Annotated in this window: 13 protein-coding genes and 2 pseudogenes; 3 read left to right on the top strand and 12 right to left on the bottom strand. The window is 66.1% G+C overall.

What is annotated here, in order from left to right; genetic code table 11:
* From FJV41_RS39470 to FJV41_RS39460, 3 genes and pseudogenes are all read right to left on the bottom strand, one after another.
* A pseudogene (locus FJV41_RS39470) lies at positions 1–882 on the bottom strand (hypothetical protein); the annotation flags it as partial.
* A gap of 635 nt (positions 883–1,517) precedes the next feature.
* Complete coding sequence (locus FJV41_RS39465) at positions 1,518–2,438, bottom strand: DUF2381 family protein (protein ID WP_141647783.1); 921 nt, start codon at positions 2,436–2,438, stop codon at positions 1,518–1,520.
* A gap of 73 nt (positions 2,439–2,511) precedes the next feature.
* On the bottom strand, positions 2,512–4,467 hold the full coding sequence (locus FJV41_RS39460; RefSeq protein WP_141647782.1) for a serine/threonine protein kinase: 1,956 nt from the start codon (positions 4,465–4,467) through the stop codon (positions 2,512–2,514).
* Positions 4,468–4,725: 258 nt separating this feature from the next.
* Here FJV41_RS39460 and FJV41_RS39455 point away from each other — a divergent pair, with 258 nt between their 5' ends.
* Positions 4,726–5,043 (top strand): helix-turn-helix transcriptional regulator, encoded by a 318-nt coding sequence (locus tag FJV41_RS39455; protein ID WP_246137704.1) that lies wholly within the window; start codon positions 4,726–4,728, stop codon positions 5,041–5,043.
* 47 nt (positions 5,044–5,090) lie between these two features.
* Entirely contained in the window at positions 5,091–5,438 is a 348-nt protein-coding gene (locus FJV41_RS39450) for a helix-turn-helix domain-containing protein (RefSeq protein WP_141647780.1), read from the top strand.
* Positions 5,439–5,723: 285 nt separating this feature from the next.
* On the opposite strand, the gene FJV41_RS39445 is transcribed toward FJV41_RS39450, so the two are convergent.
* Positions 5,724–6,962 (bottom strand): putative sensor domain DACNV-containing protein, encoded by a 1,239-nt coding sequence (locus FJV41_RS39445; protein WP_141647779.1) that lies wholly within the window; start codon positions 6,960–6,962, stop codon positions 5,724–5,726.
* 523 nt (positions 6,963–7,485) lie between these two features.
* Positions 7,486–8,655: a serine/threonine-protein kinase gene (locus FJV41_RS39435; RefSeq protein WP_141647778.1), complete on the bottom strand. Its 1,170-nt coding sequence runs from the start codon at positions 8,653–8,655 to the stop codon at positions 7,486–7,488.
* Positions 8,656–8,908: 253 nt separating this feature from the next.
* On the opposite strand from FJV41_RS39435, the gene FJV41_RS39430 reads away from it, so the two are divergent.
* Positions 8,909–9,289: a DUSAM domain-containing protein gene (locus tag FJV41_RS39430; RefSeq protein ID WP_141647777.1), complete on the top strand. Its 381-nt coding sequence runs from the start codon at positions 8,909–8,911 to the stop codon at positions 9,287–9,289.
* Positions 9,290–9,337: 48 nt separating this feature from the next.
* Here the strand turns inward: FJV41_RS39430 and FJV41_RS39425 are convergent, their stop codons facing one another.
* From FJV41_RS39425 to FJV41_RS39390, 7 genes and pseudogenes are all read right to left on the bottom strand, one after another.
* Positions 9,338–9,865: a PspA gene (locus tag FJV41_RS39425; RefSeq protein WP_141647776.1), complete on the bottom strand. Its 528-nt coding sequence runs from the start codon at positions 9,863–9,865 to the stop codon at positions 9,338–9,340.
* Between the two features lie 113 nt (positions 9,866–9,978).
* The gene (locus FJV41_RS39420; protein WP_141647775.1) at positions 9,979–10,401 is read right to left on the bottom strand and encodes a hypothetical protein; all 423 of its coding nucleotides are present in this window, start codon (positions 10,399–10,401) and stop codon (positions 9,979–9,981) included.
* Positions 10,398–11,957, bottom strand: a complete 1,560-nt coding sequence (locus tag FJV41_RS39415) for a recombinase family protein (RefSeq protein ID WP_141647774.1) — start codon at positions 11,955–11,957, stop codon at positions 10,398–10,400. The genes FJV41_RS39420 and FJV41_RS39415 overlap by 4 nt, the downstream gene beginning before the upstream one ends.
* Positions 11,954–12,154 carry a hypothetical protein gene (locus FJV41_RS39410; protein ID WP_141647773.1) on the bottom strand — a complete coding sequence of 67 codons (201 nt, stop codon included), beginning with the start codon at positions 12,152–12,154 and terminating at the stop codon, positions 11,954–11,956. The genes FJV41_RS39415 and FJV41_RS39410 overlap by 4 nt, the downstream gene beginning before the upstream one ends.
* Positions 12,151–12,687: a DUF2924 domain-containing protein gene (locus FJV41_RS39405; RefSeq protein ID WP_141647772.1), complete on the bottom strand. Its 537-nt coding sequence runs from the start codon at positions 12,685–12,687 to the stop codon at positions 12,151–12,153. Before FJV41_RS39405 ends, FJV41_RS39410 begins: the two co-directional genes overlap by 4 nt.
* A 419-nt stretch (positions 12,688–13,106) precedes the next feature.
* Complete coding sequence (locus tag FJV41_RS39395) at positions 13,107–13,685, bottom strand: hypothetical protein (protein ID WP_141647770.1); 579 nt, start codon at positions 13,683–13,685, stop codon at positions 13,107–13,109.
* Positions 13,686–13,738: 53 nt separating this feature from the next.
* Positions 13,739–15,774, bottom strand: a pseudogene (locus FJV41_RS39390) (hypothetical protein); the annotation flags it as partial.

Genomic DNA, 15,774 nt, shown 5'->3' with positions numbered 1-15,774 from the left:
GCCCTCTCCGGGACGCCCGCCCCAGCCCGCGTTCGCCTGCAGTTCGAAGCCGCCTTGCCCGTTGCGGCGGCTCACGAGAATGGCCGTCCCGTCGACGTGGGCCAGCGTAAGCGGTTCCGACGTCCCTCCGGCCTTGCCCCAGTCATGCACCGCAGACAGCGCCAGCATGTATTTCATCGGGTACGGCTGGCGGCCCACGAGGATGTGCTGCACGTCCAGCACGACTTCCGCCCCCATCAGCCGCGCGCCCAGCACGTCCGAGGCGAAGGCCTCGACGTAGAGGGGCCTCAGCATTCCCGTCACCACCGCGCCGGCCGGGTTGTAGTTGGGGTTGCCCCGGTTGTTGTAGCGGCGCACCAGGTGCCCGGACAGTAGCGTGTACGACTCCAGGGCGCCCACCCACACGAAGTTCGGCGCGTCGCCTCCCACCATCAGGTTCTGCACCACCTGGCCCCAGTCGGAGAGCTCGTCCCAATCCTCCTTCCGCACCAGACTGTCCCCCGCCTCTGCGTCCCACATGCGCAGGCGCACGGGAGCGCCCAGCTCGAGCTGGAGCAGGCCTGGCTTGACGACCTCTAGCCGTGGGTGGACCTGCAGGAATCCCTCATCCCTCCCTGCCCCTCTCCGGGGCAGCAGCATCCACGTCGTGGTCTCCAGGCTCAGCCGGTTCGCCCAGCCAGAGCCCGAGCTAGACGAGGCCGGCTCCTCCTCGACCAGGGCGTCACCCTCGTCCATGGAGGGCTCGAGTTGCTCGTCCACCTCTGGCTCAAGGAGGATGGTGTCGTCCTCGATCTTCGCCAGGTCGTCTTCATAGGCAATCTCCTCCGCCCACCCCACTCCGGGTAACACCAACAGCAACACGACGGCCCAGCGCATGAACATCGACGTCTCCTGTGAAGGCCCCAGTGGCGGGGCAATGGACAGAGGCTTCCCGTTCAGTCCGGCAGGGCGCCGGGCTGCGGGGTGAATGCATTGCACTGCGGGAGTCGCCGGCAGGCCGACTGGGCCAAGCCATGGGCAGACGTGTCACGTCACGGCACCAGGAAGCCCCAGCGCAGTCCAAGCAGCAGACAGACGTGTCACGCCACGGCGCCAGGGGGGCCTGGATCCGTTCATGACTCCAAACGAATGAATAGGAATGACTGAGGAAGGCCTCCTCAGCGTCCGTCAGGCTTGCAGCCCGACGAAGCGCAGACGGCTCCTCGGCGCACGACGACCGTCGGCACGCGCCTGACATGGCGGTGCCGAGGCCTCTGCGCAGTGCGAGAGCCGAGCGTCTACTTCAAAGCGAGTTCAAGAAGGTGGATCGGGCGCGTCGCCCTCCGGGCCCTCTCCGCAACCAAGGAAGCGCGCAGTCGCGCGACCGCACTCCAGCACAGCGGGGAACATGTCGTCCTCCAGGGCACGTCAGAACGGACTAGACCAATAGGTTTAGTCCATTGAACCCTCAATTGGCATTCCGCACAAGCCCCAAACACCGGAACCCGTGAGAGGGCTTGCCAGCAGCCCGCGCTGGGTTAAGGGAAGGTGACGTTGCTCAGGGTGATGGTGCGGCGCATATCTGCATCCCAGAGCTTCAGCGTGAAGGGTCCTTGAGGGGAGTTGGATGCAGCCTCAGCCTCTACCACCACTCGCTGGGCATCCGAGCCCGGGGCAACAGGGCCCGACTGCCACACTCGAAGCACCTTCAGCTCGTCGTTGGCCTTGCCCCGGAGCATCGCACCTACTGCTGTCCACGGCTGAGCGTCGCCTACATACTTGAGGGTGACCACAACAGCCACCCTGCGGGCTGTGCGGTATGCATAGACAAGATTCTTGGCTGCGGCCCCTCCTGGGGCCTGGGTTACAGCCTTTGTCACCTCGCGGAAGTCAACGCCTTGCTTGCTCAGGACTTCCGTCGATATGAGTCCCGTCAGCCCATCAGGAGCACTTCGCTCCGCGCGCAGGCGCTCATTCTCCTCTCGGCATTGCTCAGCCTCGATGCGCGCCTGGCGGACTTCCTCCTGGTATGTCTCGACGCTCCTCTTGCGCCGATAGACCTCGATGAGCGCTTCTGACCGTGCAGGGTGCGCGACCAGGACAAACGTCGCACTCGCCGGGGCCGCTCCGTCCAGGAACCGCACCGTCAACTTGAGCCGCTCTCCCGCCGAGATTTTCTCGGACGGGACCAGGCGCAACGTACTGAGGCCTGCATCCAGCACCGAGAAGCGCTCACGGCCCTCGAGAACCACACCGTCCCGACTCACGTCTGAATCGAAGATGAACACCGTCGAGAGCCCTGGACTCACCGCCACATCAGCCACCGGCTGAGCATCATCCGAGACCAGCTCGATTCGGCGAACGCTCAGCCCCGCTGTAGCCGGGGGCGACTGCGCCAGAGCTGTCCCCTCTCCTGCGAGGAGGAGGAAAAGCAGAACGGCCGACACTGAATGATGCACTCGACATTTCTCCTGGACCAAGCCAGCAGCGACACCCATGGCAGCTCATGAGCGTCTGCCAAACAGCGGCATGTCATTCAAACTCACTCACCGCCTTGACCAAAACGGCAGAGTACACGCGCGCCTTTCCAGAATCCCCTCCACCACCCTCTATCTCCAGTCCGCGGTTGCTAGAGCCGTCCCGCACCTCCAAGCACACGGGGAAGCTCTCTCCACGAAATCGCGCTCGAGTCAGTCGGACATAGACGCGGTCGGCAATAATGAGTCGCCCAGACAGAGTGGCCTTGTCCGAGCCCAGGATGATCTGTGCAGTGCCTTCCCTCACCGTGACGTACTTTTCTTCTCCCCTGACGAAGCTTGAACCCTCCTCGTCCCCAATCTTCATGCCCAGCATCTTCATGCCCTTGGCGCTTCCTTCCGGGCACGGCTCGGGCTCCGGGGCAGGGCGCACCTGCGCACCGGAGCACGCGAGCGTCGTGCAGAGGGCCGTCGTCGCTAGGGCCGTGCCAACGCTCCTCGTGGCCTTCTTGGCAGGCGTTGGCAGGGATGAAGGGGTGTCACTCTTGGGTGTCGTCACGGTGGCAGTCACCTCGGGAAGCGTCGCGGGAGGCGCAACGGCCGCAGGTGTTGCCTCCGGCCCGGTGGGAGCTGCGGCCGGGGCAGCTTGAGGTTTCTTTGCATATGCCGCTACTTCTTGACCGGGCCCGGAGGAAGGCCCGCCCCCCAGTGGTGGGGGCGTCTGCTGCGACAGAATCGCCCCTGCGGCCAGCGCGCCGGCCAGCATTCCCGCTCCCAGCACACGCCCCAGCCGGAGTCGCGAGAAGAACGAGCGCCGCTCCACCTCGACGCCGAAGGCCACGGGCGCCGCCTGCGGGGGTTCCGCCGCTGGTGCGGCCTCCGCCCCCGCCTCGAGCGCCAAGCTCGGCAGCTGCGCCTCCAGGGGCCGAATGGCCGCAGGCGCCAGCGAGGCCTCGGGTGGCAATGCCGCGGGCCCGCCTTCGCCCAGCAGCTCCGGGCCGAGCACCTTGCCACGGCGCATCTGGCGCAGGGGCCGCCTCACCCAACGAGCGAACCGTTCCGCATCGCCCTCGTTCTCCGTGGTGGCCGAGTTCGGGCCATACGCGTCGAACAAGGGGGTGTTCCAGGCCTCCCCTTCCGCCCCGGACAGGAGCTCTTCCAAGGCCGCGCAGACAGCGCTCGCGCCGGGGCGCGCAGCAGGCTCCTTCTCCAGCAGCCGCAGGCACAACATTCCCAGCTGTGCGGGGACGAAGCGGTTGACGAGGTGAGGGGGCACAGGCGACTTGCCCATGACGCCCTCGACGTACTCCTCGTCCGTCCCCGCGTCGAAGGGCAGCCTCGCCGTGAGGAGGCGGTAGAAGACAGTGCCTAGGGCCCACATGTCGTCCGAGGGGACGGATACGTAGCGCGCGCCCGACGGCTGGCCTATGTGCTGCTTCCAGAAGAGCCAGGCCTCGGGCGGCCGGAACTCCATCGTCCCAGGCGGCAGCATGGACTGGGTGACGCCGGAGGGAGCGCCCGCGTAGTCACCGATGCCGTAGTCCACCAGCACCGCCAGGCCATCCGCGTCTCGCACCATGACGTTGGCGTCCTTCACGTCCCGGTGAACTACGCCCGCCTCGTGCGAGGCTTCCAGCGCCCGCGCCACGTCCAGCGTCACCTTCGCCACCTGCCGCGCTGAGGGGTTCTCCTCCTTCACCCACTCGCTCAGCTTCCGCCCCTCCACGTACTCCATGGCGATGAGGGCGAAGTCGCGCTCCCCGGCCTGCCAGTAGGAGAAGCCGCGAATCCCCACCACGTTGGGGTGCGTCAGGCGCAAGAGGATGGAGACCTCCTTCTCCACCCGCCCCTCCACCCGCTGCCGCTCCACCAGCTTCAAGGCGCAGGGCTGCCCGTCGTTCGTCGCGAGGTACACGGTGCCGAAGCCACCCCGGTCCAGGTGCCTCACCACCGTGTAGCCCTTCACCACGTCCCCAGGGGACAGCACGGCTGGGGGGCCGTTGTCCCTCATGGCGACGTCCTCACGGCGACACTGTAGGACAGCAGGACTGCGGCCACGCGCATGCAACTCCCTCCCCGGCGCCGGCCGACGTTACCAGAAGCCCAGGGAAACCGCGCGAAGTCTTCTCCCACCTCCAACCACCGCCCCAGGGAAGGGCCAGCCACACAGAATAGTGAAGTCAACTAGACTATCAGGTACAGTTTGTTTTGAATGCACATCCCTCCTGACGTCTTCGCCCTCCCCCCTCCGAAGAGACGTGCCCGTCCTTTGCCTGCCGTCCTCGGCGAAGCCCTGCGCGCGGCCCGCCTCCGCGCGGGCCTTCAGCAGACAGAGGTCGCGAAGCTCGTCTCCATCTCCCGCAACGCCTACAGCCGACTCGAGCGGGGACTCATGCTTCCCAGCGTCCCGACGCTGTTCCGCCTCTGCACCGTCGTCAGCACCACGCCCAACGAGCTGCTTGGCTTCCCCACTGCGCTGCCGCCGGGCATGAGTGCTACCGCCAAGGAGGCCCTGCGACGTCGTGTGCGCCTGCTGGACGGACGGCAGTCCCTCGCCCTCATTCATCTCCTGTCTGCCGTGCGCTAATCGTCCTCCCTCGACAACTCGCAACTCAGGTATACTCCCCTACACCTATGAATCAACAGCTTGCAGCGCACCTTGGCGCCATCGTCCGCCTCGCGCGGGAGCAGATGAGTCTGACGCAGGTCCAGGTCGCAGACCGCGTGGGACTGAACTCTGTCGTCTACAGCAGAATCGAACGCGGGCAGATGATTCCCAGCGTCGAGACGATGAAGAAGCTCTGCGTCGAGTTGATGGTCTCCCCGGAGGACCTGATGGGCCTCACCGAGTCCTCAACCAGCGGGGCCCGGGCCCGGCCGGAGGACGACACCACCTTGCGCCGACTCATCTTCGTCGCGCGGAAGCTCGACCCAGGGAAGTTGGACGCCCTTCTCCACGTCGCCACCGAGTTCGCCCGCTGAGGCAGCTCCCCGAGGGCCCTCGACCTCCAGAGCCAGGCCGCTTGCGGCCGGCGCTCCGGCGTTTCGGAGCTGGGAGCACGCCCGGCGGGCAGGGCACCCCCCCTCGGGGCCCTGCACCAGAACACGCGCCCCTGACTGAGCGGGCCCCGGCGATGACGGAGTGCCTCCCGACGAAGGCCCCGCTAAGAGCCTATTTCGGTAGGAGCGAGTGGAACCAGGTGATGATGCCCAGGCAGTGAGAGGCCGCAGAGCCGCGAACGCAAGACGATGTAGCTCATAGCTGGCTCAAATCTCTAAGAGCCGGAGATTCCAGAGGAGGGTCTTTTCCTCCTTGGGAGGCCGAATCAGGCAGCGAAGTGGCCCGTCATGAGAGACCAGGAAGACCAATCCCCCGGGATTATCATGGGCAAACGACGCTGCGGCCCGATGGCGTGACCCGTGTTGATTGATGTCGTAAACATCACCCGGTGTGCCTTGAAGATCTTGTGCGACATGCACCGAGGGCGTGACCGCCGCGGTTGGCACCGCGTAACCAGCGCCGATGACCTTGAGGTCGGGCCCCAGGAGCAGGGCATTGTCCAGTGCCGTCAACTGGCCAATGTTCGCGATGAGCGAGCCCAGTGCCTCCTTCGCCGTTCTCGCGTCCTCCTCGGCGGCCCTTGCTTCTTGGAGTTCGTCTGGAATGTTCGTGAAGGCCAGACGGAATGCATGCGTTTTTGCTGTCGTGACTTGCTGGAGGAGTTCGTTATGCAGCGATTGATTGTGAGAGAGGGAGTAGAAGGGTTTCTCCGTGGAGGGCGCCTCCGCGAGGATGGAGATGAGCCCACCATGGCGAGTCGAGACCATGGTGTTGATGAGATCGTAGAGCAGAGACGAGACGTCGGAATTCGAAAACTTGAAGAAGGAGGCCTCAGTCAGAGTCCGGACGAGGTTCTGACAGACCGCTTCAAGCGTCTTCCTGACGAGCCCATTGGTGTGGAGAATCTTCCACAAAGAAAACGTCTGCTCCGGGGAGAGCCGTTGACCGCGCTCGTAGCGGAAGATCTCCTCACCCGCGCGGTGTAAGACGATGAAGCCGGGTTCTGGAGCGGAGAACACCAATACGTCTCCACCGTCCGTGGATTTTATCCGCCGCGCCAGTCCCAGGATATGAAGTTGCCCGTCATGCGGGCCCACGATGATGGCTGTTCGCTCCACATGGGCGGCGGGCGTGAGCTTCACCAGGGCATTGACGGTGAACCGGATGGGATGAAATGGAATGACCGTCCAGGCAAGAGCTGGACCCTGTGAACTGTCGAAGTCAGCGTGCTCCTGGGTTTGTTCCAGGCCTTGGGCTCCGCCCTCGTGGTAGACGATGCGAGCAAGCGCAGGATGGCCTTCTTCTCTCGCCAGACTGGCAAAGAAAAGGGTGTCGATGAGGTCGCAGATGAGGCCAAATCCACCCTCCTCCGGAGGGTGGCCCGTGTACTCCGGCCACCACTCTCGCAGCACATCACGCGGGTACTTCAAGGCGGGCTTGCTCATGGTCGAGCCCCATTCTACGTGGGGTCGGCGCAGTCCGCGAAGCTTCTGAGCCCTGGCCCGAGCTTTCACCCGAGCCTACCGCCACCAAGTGACCGACGCTGAGGCTGGTAGGAGGTTCCAATCAGTCTGCCTGCCAAGCCACAAGAAGAGGGGCTGGCTGCGGTGCGTGCTCATTTCCGGGCGCCCCTTCCTGGCAGGAGAAAGGCCACCAAGCGCGAGCGGGTCTTGAGCTGCAGACTGTCCAGGTGAGCGAGGCGGCGCAGAAGGCGCCGCTTCTCGGGCGTGTCGTACCTCCGCGGAGAGGACATCTCCCACGCGGATGTTGACGTTGCGCCACGTCAGGTGCTCACCGTAGTCCCTGCCCACGGTGCCTCCCACATGGAGGGGCAACTCCGGATTGGCGTTGGACTCATCATGAGGGCGGCGCACCCACGTCAGAATGGTGGAGAGGACGCCGAAGTCTGGCCCCCCGCGCTGGTGAGGTGCTTGCTATTGCGCAGCACGCGGAAGCAGAGCATCTGGCCTACTCCTTCTTGAGCCCCAGCTCGTGCTTCTCCAGGCCCGCCGGGTAGAGGCCAGCCTCGCCGAATTCCACCTGGTCACGCAGTACCCCGCCCTCGGACACGACACGGGCTGCCTCCACGGCGGCCTCTCCACGCCCGTAAGGCTCGTGGAGCTGGGCGTGGGCGACACCCCGCAGCGCATCCCGCATGTCCGCCGCCATCGCGAAGCGCTCCTGGGGGTTGAGGCGCAGCGCGGTGTGCAACACCGCCTTGAGGTCCTCGTTGAGGTGGGCCACCGCCTTCTCGACGACGTCCGGGTTGAACGTCTTCATGAGGGCCTGCATCTGCTGCAGCGGCAGCGAGGGCTGCGCCTCCAGGCGGAACTGAGTCTCGTTCGCCGCCATCACCGGGAGGTCATGCACCTCGAAGAGGTGCTTACCAGTGAGGACTTCCACCAGCATCACACCCAAGCTGAAGACATCGGAGCGCGCCGTCAGCCTTTCCTTGCGCAGGTATTCAGGGCTGGAGTACGCGACGTCTCCTCTTAGCAGCATCTCCGGCGACTCCTCGCGCCCCGCCAGCAGCGAGTACGCCGCGCCGAAGTCCAGCACCTTCACTTCTCCGTGCTGCCCCAGCGCGATGTGCCGGGGACTCACGTCGCGGTGAATGATGCCCAAGGGCACCCCCTCTTCAGACGTTAGCGTGTGCGCGTAGTGCAGGGCGTCCGCCACCTCCGCGCCCACGTACAAGCCAAAGCCCTCCGAGAGGGGCTGGCCTCTCACCAGCGCCGCGCACACCAGCGTCTCCAGCGAGGGCCCACCCACGTACTCCATGACGGCATAGGCCGCGTCTTCCTCCTCATCCACCCGCACATGGAAGATTTGAGAGATGTTGGGATGGTTGAGACGGAAGGCCAACTGCACCTCTTCGAACATCCTCTGGCGCTGAATGAACGTGAAGGGGCTGAGAAGCTGGCGGACCAGGCAGGGGCCCGACAGCGCACCATCCCCCACGCGACGAGCCACCTCCAGGAGCCGCTCGCCATTCGGCCGCACCTCCAACTCCCTCACGCCTTCGTACCTCACGCCTTCCACCTCGAAGTGGACGTGCGACGTACCGCGAGCAGACAGGATTGGGATGCGGGGCGGTAACTCCTCCGTCGTCACTTCATCTTCCGAACGCTTCGGCATGGCTGTGAGTCCTCCTGAACGCAGGGGCGCGGCTCCACGGGCAACCGACCTCGCCGCCACCGGAGGCCGCTCCGGCAGTTCGACAGGTCTAGTTGACTTGACCATGGAACTAGCATGACCCTCCATTCCTGTGAAGCCCTCTGACACTCGTAGAGGACAGGGTGCAGCCCCATGAACCTCCCCTCTGGGTGCAAGGCGCCCCAGCCCTGGCTGCACCTGCAGGCCGTGGCCGTTCGCAAAGGAAAAATGACTCGTGAGCAAAACCATTGACTGGGGGCCGATTCGCACTCTGGCCCGTCGTGTCTTCGTCGAAGGTGCGCGCCTGGCCCTCACTCCAGAGGAGAAGGCGTTGCTGAAGCGCACGGCGGCCGAGGTGGGCATCAGCGACACCGAGGCAAAGAGCGCGCTCGCCACAGAGGAGGCCGCGTTGGGCATCTTGCGTGAGGAGTCCCGGCGCATCCGAGAGGGCTCCCACAGGCTCATGGACGCACTCCACCGGATGTATCAGCACAAGGACAAGGGGGACTTCGTCAGCGCCCGCCAGGAGATGCGGGACGTGCTCAAGGTGGAAGTCGTGCCCCACTACCGCGCCCTCGCCGAGGGGCAGCTCGAAGCCATGGCCAACGAGCCGTGACGACGCGCCGCAGGAGCGCCCCCAGAGAGGGCGCTTCGCGGCCCAGACTCAGGCGGGCGTCACCTTGTCGAAGGGGCGCACCACCTTCCTACCGTCGGAGACGCGCGCCAACGTCACCGTCTTCGCCTTCTCGTCGACGGCCTTCACCTTCGCCGTGAAGGCACCCCGCCCCTGCTTGTAGCGCACCTCCTGCCCCTCCGCGTATGGGACGGGCGTCTCGGGGCCGGGACTGGAGTCGGTGGCTGCGGCCGTCGCCGCGCGTCCCGCTCCGCGAGGGCGCCCGCGACTCTTCTGGGGCGCGGGCCCCGCCTTCGCAGGCTTCGGCGCAGCCTGCGGCCTCACCCACTTCCGCACGGGCACCGAGGACGGGCCCTTCCGCGCGGGCGCAGGCGCGTGCGCGGGGGTGCCCTTCGGCGCAGACGCTACACGAGTCGGGCCCGGCTCGATGCCGAGGAACTGAACAATCTTCTCCAGCAGCTCCAGCTGCCGGCCCAGCAGCTCCAACTGCCGACCCGTCGCCTTCCCCACCGCCTCCGCCACCGCAGCCTGAATGGTGCTCTTCATGTCGTTCTGCATGTGCTTCCGCTCGCTTTCCTCGCAGGCCACTGGGGCCCGCCGATTCTTCAACACCCAAGGCAGCCACTTGCACTCACGTTACACCAAGGAGTCCGAATACTCGGGCTCCCGTCTCAGAATGAAGCCTTCAGCTCGCGCCAGCGCTGACGCTGCGCTTCCCACGTTCCCGCGTGTACAATGGCCCGGAGGACTCTCTCGCCGAGGGGCTCGTCTCCATCCACCGCCTCGAGGAACAGCAGCTCCTCCTGGATGTCGGGCGCCAACAGACGCAAGTCCAGCAGGTACGTCAGACGCGCTCGGGTGAGTCCCAGTTGCAGTGCCACAGTCGCTGCGTTCCGCATCTGCCCCCGGTTGATGGCCGCCTCCAGGTGGTGAGCAAGGGCCACCATCCGTGCAACATGGGACGGCCGCCTCGACTCCTCGCGCGGGGGAGGTTTGGGCCCCTCGACGAACGTGACGCCCATCCGGCGGACCCGGTGAAAGTGCGCGCGGAGGAGGCTCACCTCCGCTGGCAAGGATTCGAGGCTCGTGCTCATGCCGCTGCATCCCCGCGCGTGGCCGCAACACCGTCACCGGCCTGAGCCAGGTACACGTCGACGCAGCCCGTCACCTCATTCGCCACCACCCGACCGATGAGCGCGCGCAGCAGTCTCCCCCGGTTGGAGGGGACGAGGGCGTCCCACACGGCATCGAAGTCCGCGAGGGCTTGAGCAACCCACGCGGCTTCCAGCTTCTCGCCCTTCGTGGCGTCCAAGCCGCGCTCCACCTCCACCAGTCGCTTCTCCAGGCCCACGGCCTTCTCCTCCGCGGCCATCAGCTTCGCCTCGACAACGCGCCGGGCAGGCCCCTCCAAGTGCGAAAGCGAGTCGACCCACTTCGCCGACTCCTTCGAGAGCCGGGCCAGCTCCTTCGGCAACTGCGTGCGCTCGGTACGGAGGGCTTGGTGCTGCTCCTCCAATCGCGTCGTGAGGCGGGCGTATACATCCCCTGCGAGGGGGCCGCTCACCGAGGCCTCGCGGAGTTGCGCAACGACGAAGTCCTCCAGGGCCGGCGCCGCCATGGGGGCGGACAGACAGGCGCCCCGCCCTTGCTTGTCCCGAGTGGTGCAGCGGTAGTAGCGGTACTCGCGCGTGCCCTTGCGGCTGCTGCCGGGCGTCATCGCCGCCCCACAGAGGCCGCAGTGCAGCAGGCCCCGCAGCACGTAGTCGGGGTTGCGTCCGTGAGACTGGCCGCCGAAGCGACGGCCATCCAGCATCGCCTGAGCCCGATGGAAGGCGTCCGCATCTACAATTGCCGGATGCTCTCCTGGATGCGTCTCATTCCCGTAGGACATCAGGCCGACATAGAGGGGGTTGCGCAACAGACGCAGGGCATCCTGCGTCGTCCAGGGACGAGCGCCTTGTGCATCACCGCTCCGGTTCTCGTACCGCTTCGTCTGCCGCCCCTTCTCGTTGAGGAGCTGAGCCACGCCTGAAGCCGTCCCGTGTCGGAGGTACAAGTCAAAGGCCTCCTTCACCACCACGGCCTCATACTCATTCACGGAGAGGCGCCGATTCACCACGTCGTAGCCCAACGGCACGCGCCCGCCAGTCCACTTTCCCTTGCGCCTCGCGGCGGCAATCTTGTCCCGCGTCCGCTCGCTGATCATCTCCCTCTCGAACTCCGCGAAGGACATCAGCATGTTCAACGTCAGGCGCCCCATGGCGTCCGCCGTGCTGAAGTTTTGCGTCACCGAAACAAAGGACGCGCCTGCCGCGTTGAAGCGCTCCATGACTTTCGCGAAGTCGAGGAGGGAGCGCGAGAGACGGTCGACCTTGTAGACGACGACGACGTCCACCCGTCCCGCGTCCACATCCTGAAGCAGCCGCTGGAAGGCGGGCCGCTCCATGTTCGCGCCCGTGAAGCCACCGTCGTCATATCTCTCGTCCACGAGAGTCCAGCCGGGCTGACGCTGCACGTAGGACACGCAGGTTTCGCGCTGGGCATCGAGGGAGTTGAACTCCAGCTCCAAGCCCGCGGCGGTCGACTTGCGGGTGTAGACGGCGCAGCGCTTCGCGTCCGTCGGAACCCGCGTCGGCTTGCGCTTCCTCATTTCCCCTCCGAGTCCCCTGGCGGCGGAGTCGCCACACCGGCGCTCGAGGACGGTGGCTGTCCTGCGAAACGCTCGGCCACGGCCACCAGTCGCTCCATGTTGTCGTTGAGGCGCTTCAGCTCACGGACGAGCGCCGGCATCGTCCCCTCGTAGAACCGCTGCCCCATGTGCGTCTGAAAGAAGGAAGGGCCGCTCATGACTTCACCGCCTTCGAGCTGCCAGCCTTGAGGCCGAAGAAGGTGAAGCCATTCCAAGCCGTCCCCGTCACCAGTTTGGCGATGCTGGAGAGGCTGCGGTGCAGTTTGCCCTCGTACTCGAAGCTGCCCTCCCGCACCGTGACTCTGAGCTCCGTGCCTCGGTACACACGCGTCAGCACGGTGCCGGGCGGCGGCAGCCGGGCGTCGCGGTCGTCGGGTACAGCGGGCAGGGGGCCGGCGGGATTCTTATCCACCTCCGCCTGTCGCATCCGCCAGCTCTCGGGCAGCGTATCACCCAGCTCCGCAATGCGTGCCACGGCGCGCGGGGAGAGGCCCCCTTCGGCCAGCTCCTGTATCCGGAAGGCAAGGCGCTTGCGCAGGTGAGGTGCATTGCGACTGCGCGTGGGCTCGCCGTACAGCTCCTGGTACTTTTTCGCCAATTCTGGCACCCGCATCTGGGCCAGGGCAGCCAGTTGCTGCGGCACGTCCGCCAGCTGCTTGCGCGCGGCGCGAACAGTCCCTCTCTTCGCCATGGTGATGTCTCCTTCGTCCGGGGCAACCTGCCCTCGGGCGGAGTGCATGGACGCTCTGTCCCGGGGAGAAGACAAGTCGAGAGTCTGCGTCTCAGCCATGGGTGCGCTCCTCTTCCTTCGACTTCGGTGCTTGCGAATGGCGACGGAGCCACAACTCCCAGAGGGCCTCGGCCAGCACGTCGACTGCGTCCTCGCGGCGCTGCTGCGGGGTGCTCGGTCGCCCCCCGGCTGAAACCTCAACCTCATGCTGATTCGACATTCGCGTATCCATCGTCATGACAAAGGCCCGAGAGCGAAATCGAGGAGACACCTGGCACCGGCAGCACTCCCGCCAGGATGACTCCACTCGCCAAACGAGAAACACCTCGCATCGCAGCGCCTCCCTGCTGCGACTCGTAAGGGCCGCAGCGGGAAGCAATTCAGGAGGGGGGACGGAGTATTCTCGTCAGTGCCCTTGCCGGCTTCACCCGGTCGGCGGGAATCGCCATGAATGGGAGGCTCGCGTCCGTTCTCCGCCAACGCGCGTAGGCCTCCCACGCCGTGGCCGTCCATGCATAGCGTGTCTTCCTCAGCCCGCCATTGAAGACGTGACTCGGGTGCGGGGGCAGTGGAATGGGCTCCGCCGCGTTCAGCCGGCCACGAATCAGCAGCGGCAGCCAGCTCGCGAAGGCGAGCAACTCCTCCCCGTAGACAGTCCACTCCAGACGCAGACGCTCCTCCCCAAAGGGGAGTGCCACACCGCTGAAGCCGAACCGGCGCAGCATGGCTTCGGGGGGTTCAAACATGAGTCGGTTCATCGAAATCCGCGTCACCGGCGGCGCTTCGGGGAAATGCCTGTCCGGCCAGGAGTGGCGCGAGAGGGCCACCCGGTTCAGCCACTCGCCTTCCCGCCACACCAGCCGCCGCCCCTGGTGAAGCATGGGGGCCAGCGGCTCCATCTCCGACGCGAGACGTTGAAGAAACTCCGTCCACAGCTTGCTACGCGACAGCCTTGTCATGACGGCACCTCGAGAATGGGTTCTCACTTCAACTCCTGCTCGACAGCACTGCCTCAGGAGGCCCCCTCCTCCGCGAAGCCATAGCCCTGGCCGCGCCACCCGCGGCTTGCCTCCTCCGCGTGTGGGAAGTCCTCCACGGAAATGAAGGGCACCTTCGCGACGTCAATCACCAGGGCACACCTGCGCAGCGACTTGCCGGCGAAGCAGACGCGCTCACTGGGGGCGACGACGTACCCGCCTGCGCGGTGGTTCTCATGGATGAGGCGTCGCAGCGCCTTCGTGTCCACCATCTCTCCCCGGTAGTCGCTGCGCTTGCAGTGCATTCGGAAGGCGTCGTAGGCGGACTCCAGGTGGAGGCACAGCCGTCCCTCGACGAAGGCGTAGTGCACGCGGTACTTCAGCTCGCCCTGAATCGCCATGACGGACAGCATCTGGACGAAGGCGTCGAGGGCGTTTCGCACGCCCTCCTCCTCCTCGAGGACGTCCCTCAGCACGGCGTCCACGGCCTCACGGGCGCCCAAGTCGGCAGGCAACGGGTAGCCACACTCCCGGGCGAACTCCTCGAAGAGGTGAATGCCCAACAGCATGGCCGTCACGTTGTCGGTGACGCGCGGAGGCACCTGTCGCCCCTTCACGAAGTCGTCAGCGACGGCGCGGGCCACGCGGTAGTCCGCGTCGAAGTCCCGCCCCAGGCAGAATTGAATGTAGCGAGGGGCAAAGAGGGCCAGGCGCACGGACGTCACCTCGCGGAAGGCCGCCCGGTAGGCCGGCTGCTGCACCGTCGCCTTCTCCGGGCTGACGGGAAGAATGCGCTCCACGAGAGCCGCTTCCGTGGGCCGCGTCTCTCCGCAGACACACAGCGGGGCCTGCAGGCGGTAGGTGGACACCGTCAAGTCCGGCCGGCCCCGCTCCTCCGTCTCCCCTCGGTAGAGGCGCCGCATGTAGCGGTGCACCAGGTGGAGGCGCGGCGGCGGCATGTCGTGGGGCTTGTACTCGTCCAACACCACCGGCACGGAGCGCGTCGAGGACAGCAGCTTCACCAACGCAAACTCCGTCTCCGTCACGCTGTAGGCGTCCGAGGCCGGCACCCCGGCCAGCGGCCAGAAGACTTCCGTGCAGGTGCTGGACTTGCCGCTGCCCTGTGTCCCGTAGGAGAAGAGAATGGGGAAGGAGCCCACCTTCTCCAAGAGGCGCGGCTTCAGCGGCGTGGCGAAGAACCACCCCAGCATGGGCAGCACCACCTGCGGCGTGTTGATTCGCGGCAGGTACTCGAAAACCGTGCGCGCCACGTCGTGGAAGCTGTCGTCGTCCGTGGCCTCGTAGCGGACGCGCGACTCGAGGGACGCCCCATTGGGCAGGTACGCCACGGGCGACGGGGAGAGAAAGCCCTCCTTCCCAATGGTGCATCCGGGCGCCACCCACACGCGGAGACCATCGCGGTTGAAGTCCCCCAGGACACTGGTGCCCGGCAGCCGCGGCACCGCACGCCGCGCCACCGAGCGCAGCAGCCCCTGCACGTTGTTGTCGCTGCCCGTCCACTGTGTGTGGACTGAGGGCAGGTGGTGCAGCAGCTCCTTACGCGAGTTGAAGGCCCGCCTCGGCAGCCGTGCCCCTCCCATGCTGGTGCCCTTGTCCGTGCGGATGTCTCCGAGGAAAACCTCCCCCTCCTCGGTTTCGACGACGGCCCTGGGCGTGAAGGTGAAGGAGGAAATCGCCTTCGCTTCTCCGCGCTGCGTCACCGTGTAGTAGCAGTACGCGTCCTCGAACACCTCGCCGTCGATGGTGTCGTCGCCGCTGCTGCTCTTCCCTCCGCCCTTGGTGTCCGCCCCCTCTCCTGCGGCCTGGGTACGCACGGCGCGGGCCATGGACAGCCGAAGCTTCTGTGCGGCCAGGCCGGTGCGCACCTCCAGCAGCGCCAGGTACTTCTCCTGCGCGGACGGCGGACGGTGAGCAATCGCCTCCAGAATGGGCTTGAGGCGGTACTCCACGTCCTGGGCCGGCACCGTGGCGAGCGCCTCCACGGCCTTCTCGATGTCGAAGACGACGTCGTACAGCTCGCAGCGCACGTCGGGCTCGCGGTTGACGCGGC

It is taken from the genome of Myxococcus llanfairpwllgwyngyllgogerychwyrndrobwllllantysiliogogogochensis, assembly GCF_006636215.1.
Taxonomy (GTDB): domain Bacteria; phylum Myxococcota; class Myxococcia; order Myxococcales; family Myxococcaceae; genus Myxococcus; species Myxococcus llanfairpwllgwyngyllgogerychwyrndrobwllllantysiliogogogochensis.
The sequence above is the reverse complement of the archived record's forward strand: the minus strand, read 5'-3'. Positions and strand labels throughout refer to the sequence as shown.

Bases quoted from the DNA above. Each gene is read 5' to 3' on its own strand.
- FJV41_RS39460 (WP_141647782.1), bottom strand. From the start codon at position 4,467: ATGAGGGACAACGGCCCCCCAGCCGTGCTGTCCCCTGGGGACGTGGTG.
- FJV41_RS39450 (WP_141647780.1), top strand. From the start codon at position 5,091: ATGAATCAACAGCTTGCAGCGCACCTTGGCGCCATCGTCCGCCTCGCG.
- FJV41_RS39445 (WP_141647779.1), bottom strand. From the start codon at position 6,962: ATGAGCAAGCCCGCCTTGAAGTACCCGCGTGATGTGCTGCGAGAGTGG.
- FJV41_RS39435 (WP_141647778.1), bottom strand. From the start codon at position 8,655: ATGCCGAAGCGTTCGGAAGATGAAGTGACGACGGAGGAGTTACCGCCC.
- FJV41_RS39425 (WP_141647776.1), bottom strand. From the start codon at position 9,865: ATGCAGAACGACATGAAGAGCACCATTCAGGCTGCGGTGGCGGAGGCG.
- FJV41_RS39420 (WP_141647775.1), bottom strand. From the start codon at position 10,401: ATGAGCACGAGCCTCGAATCCTTGCCAGCGGAGGTGAGCCTCCTCCGC.
- FJV41_RS39415 (WP_141647774.1), bottom strand. From the start codon at position 11,957: ATGAGGAAGCGCAAGCCGACGCGGGTTCCGACGGACGCGAAGCGCTGC.
- FJV41_RS39410 (WP_141647773.1), bottom strand. From the start codon at position 12,154: ATGAGCGGCCCTTCCTTCTTTCAGACGCACATGGGGCAGCGGTTCTAC.
- FJV41_RS39405 (WP_141647772.1), bottom strand. From the start codon at position 12,687: ATGGCGAAGAGAGGGACTGTTCGCGCCGCGCGCAAGCAGCTGGCGGAC.
- FJV41_RS39395 (WP_141647770.1), bottom strand. From the start codon at position 13,685: ATGACAAGGCTGTCGCGTAGCAAGCTGTGGACGGAGTTTCTTCAACGT.